This window comes from Brevibacillus invocatus, from assembly GCF_003710915.1.
GTDB classification, from domain to species: domain Bacteria; phylum Bacillota; class Bacilli; order Brevibacillales; family Brevibacillaceae; genus Brevibacillus; species Brevibacillus invocatus.
In genome coordinates, this window is sequence record NZ_RHHR01000049.1 from 16,773 (window position 1) to 30,886 (window position 14,114).

14 protein-coding genes and 1 pseudogene are annotated in these 14,114 nt (G+C 49.0%); 1 reads left to right on the plus strand and 14 read right to left on the minus strand.

The genetic code is table 11. The features are described from left to right. Positions 1-12: 12 nt before the first annotated feature. The 9 genes and pseudogenes from EDM52_RS25305 to EDM52_RS21845 form a co-directional block, all read right to left on the minus strand. On the minus strand, positions 13-1,143 hold the full coding sequence (locus EDM52_RS25305) for a glycosyltransferase family 4 protein (protein ID WP_245997280.1): 1,131 nt from the start codon (positions 1,141-1,143) through the stop codon (positions 13-15). Next, positions 1,133-1,849 (minus strand): glycosyltransferase family 2 protein, encoded by a 717-nt coding sequence (locus tag EDM52_RS21805; protein WP_122911040.1) that lies wholly within the window; start codon positions 1,847-1,849, stop codon positions 1,133-1,135. Before EDM52_RS21805 ends, EDM52_RS25305 begins: the two co-directional genes overlap by 11 nt. Further along, entirely contained in the window at positions 1,834-3,348 is a 1,515-nt protein-coding gene (locus EDM52_RS21810; RefSeq protein WP_122911041.1) for a glycosyltransferase family 2 protein, read from the minus strand. Before EDM52_RS21810 ends, EDM52_RS21805 begins: the two co-directional genes overlap by 16 nt. Positions 3,349-3,350: 2 nt before the next feature. After that, positions 3,351-3,548: a hypothetical protein gene (locus EDM52_RS21815; protein WP_122911042.1), complete on the minus strand. Its 198-nt coding sequence runs from the start codon at positions 3,546-3,548 to the stop codon at positions 3,351-3,353. A gap of 13 nt (positions 3,549-3,561) precedes the next feature. Continuing rightward, entirely contained in the window at positions 3,562-3,861 is a 300-nt protein-coding gene (locus tag EDM52_RS21820; RefSeq protein WP_122911043.1) for a DUF2642 domain-containing protein, read from the minus strand. A 335-nt stretch (positions 3,862-4,196) separates the two neighbouring features. Beyond that, a pseudogene (locus tag EDM52_RS21830) lies at positions 4,197-4,490 on the minus strand (transposase); the annotation flags it as partial. 199 nt (positions 4,491-4,689) lie between these two features. Further along, positions 4,690-5,454, minus strand: a complete 765-nt coding sequence (locus EDM52_RS21835) for a DUF2161 domain-containing phosphodiesterase (RefSeq protein WP_122911053.1) — start codon at positions 5,452-5,454, stop codon at positions 4,690-4,692. 151 nt (positions 5,455-5,605) lie between these two features. After that, positions 5,606-6,001, minus strand: a complete 396-nt coding sequence (locus tag EDM52_RS21840; RefSeq protein ID WP_122911045.1) for an SET domain-containing protein — start codon at positions 5,999-6,001, stop codon at positions 5,606-5,608. Between the two features lie 137 nt (positions 6,002-6,138). Next, complete coding sequence (locus EDM52_RS21845; RefSeq protein WP_122911046.1) at positions 6,139-7,110, minus strand: DMT family transporter; 972 nt, start codon at positions 7,108-7,110, stop codon at positions 6,139-6,141. 169 nt (positions 7,111-7,279) lie between these two features. On the opposite strand from EDM52_RS21845, the gene EDM52_RS21850 reads away from it, so the two are divergent. Further along, positions 7,280-8,140 (plus strand): LysR substrate-binding domain-containing protein, encoded by an 861-nt coding sequence (locus EDM52_RS21850; RefSeq protein ID WP_122911047.1) that lies wholly within the window; start codon positions 7,280-7,282, stop codon positions 8,138-8,140. 78 nt (positions 8,141-8,218) lie between these two features. Here EDM52_RS21850 and EDM52_RS21855 read toward each other — a convergent pair whose 3' ends face one another. The 5 genes from EDM52_RS21855 to EDM52_RS21880 form a co-directional block, all read right to left on the minus strand. After that, positions 8,219-9,385, minus strand: coding sequence for a dicarboxylate/amino acid:cation symporter (locus EDM52_RS21855; protein ID WP_122911048.1), 1,167 nt, complete (start codon positions 9,383-9,385; stop codon positions 8,219-8,221). Between the two features lie 238 nt (positions 9,386-9,623). Then, positions 9,624-10,415 carry a helix-turn-helix domain-containing protein gene (locus tag EDM52_RS21860; protein ID WP_122911049.1) on the minus strand — a complete coding sequence of 264 codons (792 nt, stop codon included), beginning with the start codon at positions 10,413-10,415 and terminating at the stop codon, positions 9,624-9,626. A 265-nt stretch (positions 10,416-10,680) separates the two neighbouring features. Then, positions 10,681-12,177, minus strand: coding sequence for an MDR family MFS transporter (locus EDM52_RS21865; protein ID WP_245997283.1), 1,497 nt, complete (start codon positions 12,175-12,177; stop codon positions 10,681-10,683). A gap of 226 nt (positions 12,178-12,403) precedes the next feature. Continuing rightward, positions 12,404-12,778, minus strand: a complete 375-nt coding sequence (locus EDM52_RS25310; RefSeq protein ID WP_415783086.1) for a VOC family protein — start codon at positions 12,776-12,778, stop codon at positions 12,404-12,406. Between the two features lie 203 nt (positions 12,779-12,981). Continuing rightward, positions 12,982-13,701, minus strand: a complete 720-nt coding sequence (locus tag EDM52_RS21880; RefSeq protein WP_122911051.1) for a YebC/PmpR family DNA-binding transcriptional regulator — start codon at positions 13,699-13,701, stop codon at positions 12,982-12,984. Positions 13,702-14,114: the final 413 nt, after the last annotated feature.

The window sequence follows — 14,114 nt, forward strand, 5'->3', positions numbered from 1 at the left end:
GTCGCCCCCTCCTTATTGCTTTCTCATGCACCTTTCGTATAACGCGAGCAGCTCAGCCCCTTTTTGGGTAATGTCAAAGCTGGACTTGATCCAGTCTTTGCCTTGCTCTCCCCATCGCTCCAACCTCTGCCGATCCGCAAAAGCTTGCCGCAGCGCATGGGCCAACAACGGAGGCGACGGCTTTTCGCTGGAATTATGGTCGCCAAAGTAATACTCCCATGCCCGGGGGTAAGCTTCTGGTGTGACCAGACCCAAATAGCCGTGGTTGCCTACCGCCAGCACAGGTTTACCGCAAGCCATCGCTTCCAATGCGACACGACCGGTACCCACGACCAGATCGCTGAGTGCATAGTAAGGTCTTACATCCGTCTGCTCTCCAACGACATGAATATAGGGATAGCCTTTGAGCTTATTGAGCGCTTGAGCAAGCTCATCGACGTAGTGAGATTGAGCTCCTGTACCGACTACGACCATGTGAAGGCTGCTCATGTCTGTCAAGGTTTTGGTCGCGCGCAAAAGCATGTTGCATACCGATGCCTTTTGCCACGCCAAACGGCTGACGTAGGTGACCACCGAAGCGTTCTGCGGAAGGTCGCAAAGCGTGGTTGTTCGCAGCTCCATCGAGACATTTGGATCTGGATGAAACGCTTCAAAGTCGATCCCGTTGGAAATCACGCAGCTTTCAATCCCTTGCCTGTTCCAAAAGGTCTGGACTGGCTTGCTCACACTGATCATGGCATCGCTCAGCTGCGCCAGGGCAACCGCTTCTCTCGGCGGATAATAGGTCCCGTGCATCGTGTAGACGACCGGTATTCCCAGCTCCACCGCCGCTCCTGCTGCCAGTAGCCCTGAAGGGGTCTGATGCACGTGTACGATCGAGATTTGATTCTCTTCCATGACTCTTCGATAGGCGTGATTCAACTGCTGATTTCGAACCGGAAGAGGCTCCATACTCGACTCGACTAGATGAATGTGAAAGCCTGCGTCCACAAAGGCTGAATGAAAAGGGCCATCCGCTCCTGCGTAATGAAGCTGGATTCCCCTCGATTGCAGGGTTCTCGCCAAACTCAAGACATGGGTCTCCGTTCCACCCGTTCCCATGCTGTCCATGACCATCAAGACACGAGTTGGACTATTTGTCATCGTTACTCTCCTTTCTTTTGTAGTACTGTACCGAACGTTGATTGTTGTGCAGCCGATAAAAGTACAGAGGTTCAGGAAGGTTTTCGATCTTGGCTTTCGCATTCAGCGCCTTGGCGATGAATTCATAATCCTCTGCCCCTGTGATCCGGCGTGTAGGACCACCGATCTGATCGAACAAGCGTCCACGAAACAATATCGTCCCATGACAGACACAATGTCCGCCTCTGCCATACACCTTTCCGATTTCATCCCCATAGCGAAGCCAGTTCGCCAACTCTCGTTTCATAGGCGCATCAGAGGGGAACGAGTAATAGTTGGTTCCAACCAGTTCAACCTCGGGATGGTTTTGCAAAAATTCAACCTGTCGCTGCAATCTGTTTACATGTGAATAATCATCCGAATCTTGTATGGCGATATATTCGCCCCGAGCCAGATACAGACCAACATTGAGGGCTCCGGCAAACCCGATATTGCGAGGCAGCGTATGCATCACCATACGATGGTCCTCCGACCATACTTGACGATACTGCTCATGCCACTCTCTGGCCACCTGAACAGAATCATCCGTCGATGCATCATCGATGAAAATCATCTCCCAATTGGGGTAGGTTTGCTCACGAATATGATCTAGACACTCCCTCAGATACAGGGCGCGATTGTAGTTTGTAATGACAACACTGACCATGCCGTCTATTCGCTGTGACATGTGATCACCTCCTTGCATGTGTTTTGAATGATATAGTGAAAGGCCTCGATATGGTCTCCTATGATCTGGTCAGCGGCAGATGATCGACCCTTTCGTGCCACATGCTTTTCCGTACGAAAACGATTGGAGGCAAAACTGTCTACCTGATAGGCCTGCTGGACATTCAGTCCTGCCATGATGGCCGCTGCCTGCGCCTTTGGGGGACACGCCAGAAGGGACCATCCAAGTCGAGCAAAGGCTTCCCGTCGCAAGGCAAATGGAACCGCCAGCATCGAACCTACCTCTAGGTCCTTTCGATTCAAAGCAAGATTGAGCGCTCGTCTGGCAGCGACCACCACATTCCTGGCATGCTGCGATTCCAAAAAGGCAGATTGATCATTCAACGCTAGATCCATTCCCCGTCGACAACCCAGAACGAATGGATAAAGCTCCTGGGCGGGAATCACAAAATCCGCATCGACGAACAGCAGGATGCCGCCTGTTGCAAGACTTGCTCCGGCGCCCCGTCCCGAATCCACGCCCAACACTTCGGAGAAAACCACCGTCGTGGCCCCGCACTTTCTGGCGATGCGGGCAGTCTGATCGGTAGATCCGTTGACGATTACAATCACCTCAGCAGGATCCAACAGCCCGACCTCACGGATCACCGCCTCTATCGTCCTCGCTTCATTTCGTGCGGGAATGATGACGGAAAGGCTCTGCTCCTGGCCAAAAGCGACTGGCTGTTGCGAGCGAGTGGACACAAGGCCCTCTCTCTTCCTTCCGCCATCTGTCAGTCCTCCTCTTTCCGATAGGACGGCGATCACGTCCAGCTGCTCCTTGATGACGGCCTTCTCGTACGTGGAAAGCTCCGAGCGCAAAGCCCCGTAAAGCTGTGGATTAAAGGGTGGTGAACCAGGGAGCGGTTCCAACACCTGCGTCACGATCTGCAAACCGCTTTGGATGAGCTTGCGATGTGCTTGTGCCGGATGCTCCAAAAGCACAGTCCCCAATCGTTGCACGGCTCTTTTCGTGATTCCGTGGGGAGTAGACAAGAGAGAAGCTTCTTGCAGATCGGCTCTGTCATAGAGATCATTCAATAGATACGAGAAGCTGTTGATAGGCTTGTCGTTCTTTTTATCCCTGGTGAGCGTCCCCGCCTGAGGCAAGACGATTTCTGCGTTTCCGTAGCGCATCGGAAACAGGAAACGCTGCAGGGCAGCAGGGGAATACCACTGATCTTCCCCCAGAATCAGGAGGAGCTCTCCGCGGGCTTTCTCCGCTGCGAGCTTCCTTCCCGCAAAGGGGGTACTCGGATTATCGATAAGGATGATGCGCGTTTTTTGCCGAACAGCCTTCGGAAGTTCACCGATCAAGTGACTGGCGATCACCAGCATGAGCTCCTCCGGGGCAAGCTGCAAGGAAACCGCGATCATCTTTTGAAGGTGATGGGTCGAATAGAGTGCGGAAATCACTACGGACAAAGTGTCCTTGCGCCTTGCACCTATTCCTACTGCCATCATCAGACGATCCTTACGTACGTGATACGATCCTGTTGAAAAGTCACTTGTTGATCGCTGCCATACCCGGGCGCAGCAGAAGCAAGAATCGTTGCCGTACTGTCCGTGACGCGAATCAAAACGCCTGTCGTGACCTGATATCCCGTAATCACTTCGACTGTCTCGCCTAGATACGAGCGCAATTTATCTTCAAAACTCATCCTGATCTCCTCCTTACAACGCTTGCACGTAGTTGATTTGTGTAAAGCGGATGACGACACGCGTGCCACTTGGTTCCATAATCAGCGCATAATCTGTGCCTACTTCCTGCAAAACACCAGCCAAGATACCCGCATCGGTGCCAGCTTCAATCGATTGATTCAGGTAGCGTATCAGCACCTTGCGAAACGCAGGTTCTTCTTCCTGGCAACTGTCATCCTTCTGGGGAGCTGTTGATTTCCCTCCCCCCCATAACAGCTTTCTCAGTCCCTCGAAATACTCTTTTATCTCTCGTTCAGTCGCAATTATTTTCATGTTTTTGCTCACTCCATTCTCGGTAAAAAATATCGTGCTACCTCGTACAAGGTATACGAAAAATGCCGCAGACGTGGTAAGTCAACTGCGTATTTTTAGCAAGATTAGTGCAACTATCTTGAACTTTTGTTCCAGAATTAGGAAAAACCCGGCGTTTGCCGAGCCTCTAATTTCGGAATTTTCGGATTTCAACACTTTGCCTGCGATTACCCTTTTGCAGAAAAGACTGACTCCACAATAGAGAAGCCCGATCCTCTTCATGAAGATCGGGCTTCAGCATCACTCATTCTCTTTTTTTATAAGACGGTTTGTCAAGCCAAGTGCGACAGAGCTTCCTAGAATGATTCGTGAGCGGTTTTCCAGCCTAAACATTTTCTCGGTCGATTGTTAATGAGATACAGTGCCTGACCCAATTCTTCCTCGGAAACCTCAACGAAGTCTTTTCCTTTTGGGAAAAATTCACGAAGAAGTCCATTGGAATTCTCATTGGTGCCACATTGCCAGGAAGAGTATGGATCGGCAAACGTGGCTACACATGCTTTACTTTTCCCTCGACTCGAAACAACCGTATCAAGCTCCCAGTGACCAAAACTCTCGCGTTTTCTCACTTCTTTGGGTCGCTGTTGAATCTGTTGGGCACATCTCTCTTCCAAGCTGCGCCATTCTTTATACAGAAGCGCTCGACTGGATTGTCCCTTTGCTTTTCATATAGCGGAGGCGATGGGACGTAGGCGGGTGCGTAGCATCCAATCTTACATCCGTCATCTGCTCCATTCTTTGTACCCGCTCGATTTCACTCGCTGGAATTTGCTGAAATTGCGTTCTCGTTTATTTATTATCGCTGTTGCTCTCGCATCCAGCATTCGCGTTCTCAGCCATTCGGGAATATTGTTCGACCAGCTCCGGATAGTCCCCCAGCTCTTGCTTGCCTTTTTCACTCATGCTGTAAACACCGCGTTGTATTTTTTCGAACCAGCCATAGTAATTCTTCGATAGGATATCGAGCGTTTTCTCCCCTGTCCCCCATTGGCGCAGGTTTTTCGGTGTGGACGGTCCAAAGCGAAGGAGGAGGCAGGCGATTTGAATGCAGTTTTCCTTGTAGGCCGTCATGATTTTCGTCTGGTGGCTTCCCCCGACATTGTAGTCCCCGGACCTGCCATCCATCTCTTTGATGATTCGCGTTCTTTTTTTCTTGCTGCGCTGCATGCTTTTGTGGCGATCGAATGGTGACGGAGGAAACACCTCTGTCACTACGCCCGCTCCCCCCTTTTGAAAAGAAACGAAGAGCAGGCCGCATTCCAGCCTTCGGATTAGATGACAGATGTCTTGCCACTTTTTCGAAAACAGGCTGTACTTAGGCTTGGGGATTGCGATGTAGACCAGATCCGTCAACCGCTGTCTTTTCGCCGCCTGAATCAACAGCTCCACGCTTAGATGTCGCTTCAGCTCCACGATAATCAGTTCGTCCGCTTTGACAGCTGTCAGGTCGCAGTGGAGAACCTCCCCCTTCACCTCGTACTCTTGGCGCCTGAAATACTGCGAGATCGGCTCATATAAATCAACTTCGTAGCGTTTATCCGGATTCTTTTTCATGATGATCCTCACATTTCTTTCACCTGGGGGCACGTTTCTTGGTACCGCCGCCATCCCATTCTACCATTTATTCACATTTTACAGTTCCCTGTTATAAAGAGAAAAACCGGGACGACCAAGCACATTCATCGCTTGGACTTCCCGGCATGCATCATGATTTTTGGTTATCTCCATCTTCGTAAAACCACAGTGGGTCATCGCAATCAACGTCACCATTGTAGTTGATCAATATCTCTTCCCCAGCTTCAATATCTCGATAGGCATAAAACTCAAATACGTGTTTGTCAAAATTAATATCGTAGGTCGCATTCGGTTCATAGGAGTGGTTAAACAGCATACCATACCCCAGCAGAATGCAGGTGTGGTTTGCCCCGTACTCAAACGCATAATCGGCAAGCATCGTTTTTTCGATGTGTTCATGCTCCTCATTCGGGTAAGGGAGGACTGGTGCTTCGTGGAGCAATTCCCCTTTGGCAATATCGCGAGTAGCGAACACTCCTCTATTCAAGTCACCATTACTTAGTTCCGATGTTTTAACTTCTACCATATTCATCTCCTAAAGGTTCCGGCTATACGAGCGTCTTTCTTCTTGTTAGCATGACAGGTAAAACCCCCGAAAGCAACTCTTTCCTTTATTTTTCTATCGGAATAGACTGCGTTCTCCTCGCTTACCCAGCAGGCAAATCACATGGATGGAACCTTATTTCTTTTTGTTTCGCTTGCACCCGTTCGGTAACGAAGCTGTTTTCTCTGAAAATGATTGTTTCGGATCAGAGCAAAGATGACGAGCAAGGTTCCGTAAAATTCAAACATGCTGATTTCATACCCCTGAAAGGCCATCAGAATAAAGGTAGTAATCGGGACCAGATTGATAAATAAAATGCCGTTTAACGGAGTCAACGCTTTGATGCCAGCATTCCAGCTCAAAAGGGCAACGAACCCAGGTAAAAGGACCATAAAGGCCATTTCATATTTGATGGACATCAAGCTATCCACGCTCGGGACGGAAATCCACTGAAAAAGGGTGGCGATTGCAACCACAACGAAAGAAACCGCCGTTCCCAATAAGCACGTCAACGTCGAATATCGTAGAATAGACCAATCGCTAAAACGCCCACCTCCGATAGAGTAGACAACCCATCCTACCACTCCGGTAAAAATCAGGAGCAACGGAAAAAGCTGCTCGCTTGCGAGGATGAAAAAAGCCAGGTTTCCATTCGTAATCACAAGCATGGCTCCGACCATCGCGATCGCGATGCTGGCGATTGTATAGGTAGGAGGGAGTTTTTTGGTAGTGGCGGACAACAGGAGGATAGAAATCATCGGCATCATCACTTCCATGATCGATGCGGCGATCGTTCCCGCTTCGCCCATGAGGTGCTGCCCCAGGAAGACACCCATGTTGTAGACCGTAAATGCCATTGTTCCAAAGAACAGCAAGGCCATCCCGCGCCCTTCCAAACGAAAGGCAGACACCCCCTCCTTTACCCAAAGCAGGGCACACAGCATGACGGTAACGAAAAAATAGCGAAGAAAGGAGAAATAAAAAGGATCGATCTGTTGCAATGCAATGTGGGCGACCGGGAACATGGCTCCCCACGACACGCTGGCGATCATGCATAAAATTGATCCTGTGATGATTGACTTGTTTTTCATGTAAAAGCTCTCCCTTTTGACCTGAAGGTAATTCTTGATTCCTTCCAAATCATACGGGATGGAAATATAATAGTATAATGATTTAAAATCAATTTATCCATCATTTTGAGTGATGGATAGAAAGACAAGAGACCTCCCTTTAGGAGGAAGCCATGAGGAGAGGGCGCAGGTGGAGCTAAACGATTTGAAGATTTTCCATATGGTCGCCACGCTAGGCAGCGTAAGCAAGGCGGCCTCGGAGCTGAGCTACGTTCAATCCAACGTGACAGCCAGAATCAAGCTGTTGGAAAAAGAACTGGGTACTCCCTTGTTTTATCGCAACAAGCGAGGAATGACACTGAATACAGAAGGAAGAAGACTGCTGGAATTTTCACGGGATATTCTGACGAAATTCGAAGACATGCACCGTTTTTTCCATCAAACATCACTTCCGTCTGGAGTACTTGCGATCGGGATGGTTGAGACGATCAATGCGCTTCCCGACCTCCTATCCTCGTACTGCGGCCAGTATCCTCAAGTCGATTTATCCCTGAAGGCAGGCGTTACAGAGCATTTGCTACAGGAGGTACTGGATGTGGAGCTGGACGGTGCGTTCGTGACTGGCCCGATCAAACACTCGTTGATTGAGCAGGTGCAGGTTTTCCACGAAGAGCTTGTGTTCGTCACCAAAAGCAACTCCTTCACAGTCGACGACATCTCGGGAAAAGCGCTGCTTCTCTATAAAAAGGGCTGCGGGTATCGCGAACGGCTGGAGAGCTGGATGAAACTCGCGGGATTGATACCGAGAAAGGTGATGGAGTTCGGGACGTTTGACACCATCATCGGGGGAGTCATTGCGGGGATCGGAATCACCATTTTGCCGAGATCATCCGTAATCCATCTGACTGAAAGCGGAAGGATTCATCTGCATCGGGTACCTGAACCTTATCGGGAAGTAGACACGGTTTTCATACGTCGCAAGGACGCCGTTTTAACGAGTACGATGCAATCGTTTCTGGACACGATCAGCCAGCAAAGAGCGAACGTATAGTTAGACTTCACTCATAGTTAAAAAATTCCCGTCCAACAGGTCAAGACATTCGACCATGTTGAACGGGATTTCTATTCGTTAGGCTGTTTCTGATTTGCTCATGCGATCTGTAATCACCGCAATCGCACCGTCACCTGTCACATTGCAGGCCGTACCAAAACTGTCTTGTGCAATGTACAGGGCGATCATGAGCGAGGTCAGCGTCGTATTAAAACCAAGCATGGACTCCAGCAGCCCCAGGGCAGCCATGACGGCTCCACCCGGCACACCCGGAGCAGCGATCATGGTCACGCCCAGCATCAGAATGAACGGGAACATCACCGCGAGCGAAGTCGACATGCCGTTCAGCATCATGACCGCCATCGCGCAGCTGACCAGCGTAATCGTACTTCCCGACAGATGGATCGTCGCACACAACGGAATCACGAAATCTGCAATTTTTTCGTTGATGCCGTTTTTCTTGGTCTGGCGCAGGGTGACTGGAATCGTAGCAGCAGACGACTGTGTCCCGATCGCTGTAAAGTATGCAGGCATCATATTTTTCAGCATCGTAAAAGGGTTTTTTCGCCCCATTTGCCCTGCTACCGAATATTGTACGAGCAGATAGATCAGATGAAGAGCAATAATGATCACAAATACCTTGGCGAAAACGGACAAAATCATGGTGACTTGTCCACCGTAAGTCAGGTTGGCAAACACAGAAAAAATATGGTACGGCAGCAAAGGAATAATGACGGAAGCAATCAGCTTTTCTACGATCTCCCTCAAGTCTACCATGACCTTTTGCAAAGCATTGCCCTTGATGACAGCTGCACCGAGTCCGAACGTAAAAGCGAGCAGCAACGCCGTCATCACACCTACGATGGGCGGCATATCTACCGTGAAGTAAGGTTTAAGAAGAGCTTCTTCCGGATTCGCATACTGATTGACCAGACCGCCCACTTCTAAAATATGAGGAAAAAGGCCGACAGCGACAAAATAAGCCAGCAAACCTGCAATGATCGTAGAAATATAGGCAACACCAGTAGTCATGCCAAGCAACCGGCCCGCTCCTTTTCCGAGCTCACCGATACCTGGAGCAATAAATCCGATGATAATCAGCGGAATGGCAAAACCAAGGAAGTTTCCAAACAGACCGCTGAAGGTTGCCAATCCCTTGACCGCCCACTCAGGCGCGAACGATCCGATCACGATACCGAGAACGATAGCCAAAAGGATCTTGGGTAGTAAGCCAAGCTTTCTCATGTTGTATCCCCCAATTGTTTATCTTGGTAATTATGTCCTTCTAGAGCGGACTAAAATCCATTCAGTAAGGACTGTACAAAAGATATCATACGCACGATATTCCTGTCATGAATAATAAAAAAGTAATAATATTGAATTTATTTTATAAATATGAATAAATCGATGTCTGCCGGTGTTTGTTGGAAAAGAAAAAACCGCGATCCTTCACGCGGTTTTCTACACGAGCGAGCCAGCGCCCTTACAGCGCATTTTTTTGGACAACCCGTTTGAGGAAATTATTCATCAGGACGGGCAAGGAAATCAATATGGGCGGATCATCGGGACTGGGCAAATGAAGCATGACATGCTGATGCGGGACAAGCGAATGAGGCTCTACGACGATCGGCTCTTTGGATCGAGCCCGTAAAGTCGTGTGCGGCAAAAGAAAATCGATCGCTTGCATCCCCCAGGGAATGGAGGTCGCCATCAGATAATACGTACCTGGCTTGACCCCAGTAAAGCAAAATTGCCCCAGGGAAGAAAGCAGTGTCCCGTACAAAGGAAGGCCTTCCGGAATGGGTTTTGGAAATAAGCCGATCAGGATCACTCCCTCAAAGGGAACGGTTGCATGGACGGTCCCTTCTACTCTTCCCTGCTGAAGGATCGGGTAATACGAATCGCGCCAATCATTCAGCTGTCGCAAGGATTGAAACAATAATTCTGCTTGCATGGGAGAGTTTCGAAAATGCGAGGGCGTCACCCCCACTCGTTCGGTAAATCGGGTCGTGAAGGTTCCCAAGCTCTGCTGACCGATCTCCAGCCCGATATCGCGAATGCTGAGATTCGTGCGCAGCAGCAAGTCCTTCGCCTTCTGCAAACGAATAGCAGATACATAGTAGAGAGGGGGAAGCCCTACTCTTTCTTTAAAAATCCGGGTGAAATGATAGGGGCTGTACGAAGCATACTTCGCCAAGCGAGACAGCGGAAGCGGCTCATCTATATGTTGATGAATATAAGCAATTACCTCATCAATTTCTGAATATCGGTCCATCCTTCTTCCTGACACCTTCCTTCCGCTCATCTTCTGCTTTAGATAGAGCATGGTTGCCAGGGGTGTCATGTGAGGCTCTCGGATCGTATGCAACCAAACAAGAACAATCGTTCGCATAAATCTTATCACAATCGTGTGGTATTGGGAAACAGGAACATTTACCTATTCTCGTCATCAATAAAAAAACCTTTTTTTACCTTCCTCATGACGAATTCCTGTTGCGAAAACAGAAAAAAAACTGCCCCGCGAGGCAGCTTTGCTTCCTTTAATGTATGGTAACCCTTTGGCCTTCCAGCTCCACCTTTGGCGGCACGGATCGTTTCAGGAAAAACGAAACCAACCAAGCGAGAATGATCATGCCAAATGCCAAGAGGAATGCCGTTTTCATCCCAGAAATCATCGCCAGGATTTGCAGGGTAGCATCATCTTTTGAACTACTCAAGGCATTATCCATAAATCGTTTGGAGCCGTTGCTCATGACCGTGACGAGCCATGCCGTTCCTACTGCGCCAGCCACCTGCTGCAGCGTGCCAATAATGGCTGTACCATGCGGATACAGAGCTGGCGGAAGCTCATTCAACGCATTCGTCATCACAGGCATCATGAGCATGGAAATCCCCAGCATCAAGAGAGTATTCAACACCATGATCGTACTATATGGGGTAGACAAGGTGATAAAAGCAAATTGCCACAGCGTATTGGCGACTAGCCCAAGGCCAATAATCGCAAGCCATCTGGCACCGAACCTGTCAAACAGCCGCCCTGTTATCGGCGACATGATGCCCATTACTACACCACCGGGCAGCATGACCAGCCCTGCTTTCAAAGGACTGTAGTGCAAGGCATTTTGCAGAAAAATAGGCAGGAGCATCATCGCTGAAAACATCGCCATCATGACAATCACCATGATCAACGCCGACATGCGAAACACGCTGTACCGAAATGTCCTGAGGTCCAGCAACGGCTCGGATATACTCAGTTGCCGCCATGCAAAAATCCCTAATGAAAGGACACCCATCACAATTGGAATCAACACTTCTTCACTGGACCAACCCGCGTGACCCTCTCCTGCGCTGCTAAAGCCGTAGACAATCCCTCCGAATCCCAAGGTCGAAAGAACAAGCGAGTACACATCCACCTTTGCTTTTATCGTCTCCGTCACATTTTGTAGCCGGTAAAAGGCAAAGCCCGTCACGAACAATGCGATAGGAAGAACACCATAAAAGAGGACCCTCCAGCTGTAATGCTCGACGATAATCCCCGACAGCGTAGGCCCGATGGCTGGCGCAAAGGTAATGACGATCCCGATCGTCCCCATAGCTGAACCCCTCTTCTCGATCGGGACGATTGCAAAGATCACATTCGTGAGCAAAGGAAACAGCAAGCCCGTGCCGGATGCCTGAAGGACTCTCCCTGTCAAAAGTGCACCGAAGCCCGGTGACGTAGCCGCAACGAAGGTACCTAACGTAAACAAGCCCATCGCTGTGAGAAAAAGCTGCCTTGTGGTATAGCGCTGGATGAGGAAGGCCGTGACGGGTATCAGCACTCCGATTACCAGTAAGTAGCCCGTGGCCAACCATTGTGCTTTGCTGGGAGAAATACCGATATCGCCCATGATTTTGGACAAGGCTACATTCAGGAGCGTCTCGTTCAATATCGCGACAAACACACCAAGAATCATCACCATGATGACGACAAAATTTCCTTTGCTGCCAAATGTACCGCCCGCTCGTTCACGTTTTGGTGCTGTTTGATTTTCCACTATCTTTCTCCTCTCCGAAACGTACTCCCTCTTGTCAGAAACCCATTCTAACACGGGGCCTGAGCGGCAGTTTCTTTTCGATTGCGGTTTTTTGACGGCCATTCGTATACACGCGGACATACTAGTGACAGCTTGGGTCTACTTCACAATTTGGGCAAAGGAAATACCCCGACACCGTTTTCGTATCGGGGTATTTCTTTCATAACCGCAGCGTAATGCCCGTTTTTCAGGAAATGCGGCTTCTTGTATTGAATCCGCTCTTCGACCCCCGGGATCGATTCATGTACCATTTGGCGAAGACGCTTTGAAACCTCCACCTGCCAAGGTGAGTTGAGCTTCTAGAACAATCGTTCGAAGCCTTACCACCAGCCGCCAACGCCTTCTGAACGAGCGAGTCTACTTCCTCCCGGCTTTTGGCAGAAAGGGCAAGGATGACTTCTGTACTTGCTGAAGCATCTGCCACTTCCTTTTTCGTAAACGTTTGAAAGAAGCTCTCTACAAGCAGCAACACGAATATATTGTCGTTGATGATCATGCATGTTGCTTTTTCATCCGTAAACTGAGGATTAAAAGCAAAGCCCAGCTCTGTAAAAAACGCGATCGATTAGTTTAAATCCTTAACCGGTAAATTCACAAAGATTTGATTGGCCTGATGTCCCATCTTCACACACCCCATTCGTTTCATTTACATCCAATATAGCATACCGCATTCGCTATCATTTCTTATCGATTGCTATGTTCCAAAAAGGCAGAAAAAAAGCAGGCCTTTGCCTGTAAACAAAGGTCTGCTATACTGCTCGTCTCTTATTCGCCCAAATCTACGTTGTGGTAGACTTGCTGTACGTCTTCCAGATCGTCCAAGGCATCGATCAACTTCTCAAATTGGGCTTGCGAGTCTGCATCCAAGGTAACTTCGTTTTGTGCCAGCATGGTGATTTCCGCTACGGAAAACTCCGAAATCCCTGCTGCTTTCAATGCCTCTTGCACGGCGTAGAATTGATCCGGCTCAGCATATACAATCACTGCTCCGTCTTCGTCATCCAGATCGCGAACGTCGACATCGGCTTCCATCAGGATTTCCAGTACATCATCCGAGGATTTCCCTTCGATACCGATGACCGCTGTCGCATCGAACATATAGGCGACAGATCCGCTTACGCCCATGTTTCCGCCATTTTTATTGAAAGCAGCACGCACTTCAGATGCTGTACGGTTCACGTTATTGGTGAGTGCATCGACAATGATCATCGATCCATTTGGTCCGAAGCCTTCGTAGCGCAGCTCATCGTAATTTTCATCAGAACCGCCTTTTGCCTTTTCAATCGCACGGTCAATAATCGCTTTCGGTACGCTGTATGTTTTTGCACGCTCCAGGACAACCTTCAACGCACGATTGGATTCCGGATCAGGCTCTCCCTGCTTGGCAGCCACGTAGATTTCACGTCCAAATTTCGCATAGATACGACTGGTGCTTGCATCTTTGGACGCTTTCTTCTCTTTAATATTGTTCCACTTACGACCCATACAGTTCCACTCTCTTTCATTTTTGTAGATTGCTTACTATAAAAACTATAAGAAGTTCATGAGCAGGATGGCTGACGAACCATACTAACAATAGATGCCGCTAACTTTCACTAGATTATATTATACCTCAATTTCTTCATTTGCAATGCAGGCTTCCGATAAGTTCCAGCTTCGCTTCCCCGTACCAAAAGACCGACCCGTTTACACAGGTCGGCCTGAATAACTTTACGAGCCTGCACGCACCGGTTACGAAAATTGCTTCTGCAAGGTTTCTGCAAGCTCTTTCAGACGAAGCAACTCTCGATTCACTTGACTCGATGCATCTACTTGACTCTCGGAAATTTGGTAGAGATCCTGAACAGAACCGCTTTTGCTCTGTGAAGCAATTAAACTTCTTCCGCTAATCTTTTTAG

Coding starts and splice junctions, on each gene's coding strand:
- EDM52_RS25305 (WP_245997280.1), bottom strand. CDS start 1,143: ATGACAAATAGTCCAACTCGTGTCTTGATGGTCATGGACAGCATGGGA.
- EDM52_RS21810 (WP_122911041.1), bottom strand. CDS start 3,348: ATGGCAGTAGGAATAGGTGCAAGGCGCAAGGACACTTTGTCCGTAGTG.
- EDM52_RS21845 (WP_122911046.1), bottom strand. CDS start 7,110: ATGAAAAACAAGTCAATCATCACAGGATCAATTTTATGCATGATCGCC.
- EDM52_RS21820 (WP_122911043.1), bottom strand. CDS start 3,861: ATGAAAATAATTGCGACTGAACGAGAGATAAAAGAGTATTTCGAGGGA.
- EDM52_RS21880 (WP_122911051.1), bottom strand. CDS start 13,701: ATGGGTCGTAAGTGGAACAATATTAAAGAGAAGAAAGCGTCCAAAGAT.
- EDM52_RS21805 (WP_122911040.1), bottom strand. CDS start 1,849: ATGTCACAGCGAATAGACGGCATGGTCAGTGTTGTCATTACAAACTAC.
- EDM52_RS21815 (WP_122911042.1), bottom strand. CDS start 3,548: ATGAGTTTTGAAGATAAATTGCGCTCGTATCTAGGCGAGACAGTCGAA.
- EDM52_RS21860 (WP_122911049.1), bottom strand. CDS start 10,415: ATGGACCGATATTCAGAAATTGATGAGGTAATTGCTTATATTCATCAA.
- EDM52_RS21840 (WP_122911045.1), bottom strand. CDS start 6,001: ATGGTAGAAGTTAAAACATCGGAACTAAGTAATGGTGACTTGAATAGA.
- EDM52_RS21835 (WP_122911053.1), bottom strand. CDS start 5,454: ATGAAAAAGAATCCGGATAAACGCTACGAAGTTGATTTATATGAGCCG.
- EDM52_RS21855 (WP_122911048.1), bottom strand. CDS start 9,385: ATGAGAAAGCTTGGCTTACTACCCAAGATCCTTTTGGCTATCGTTCTC.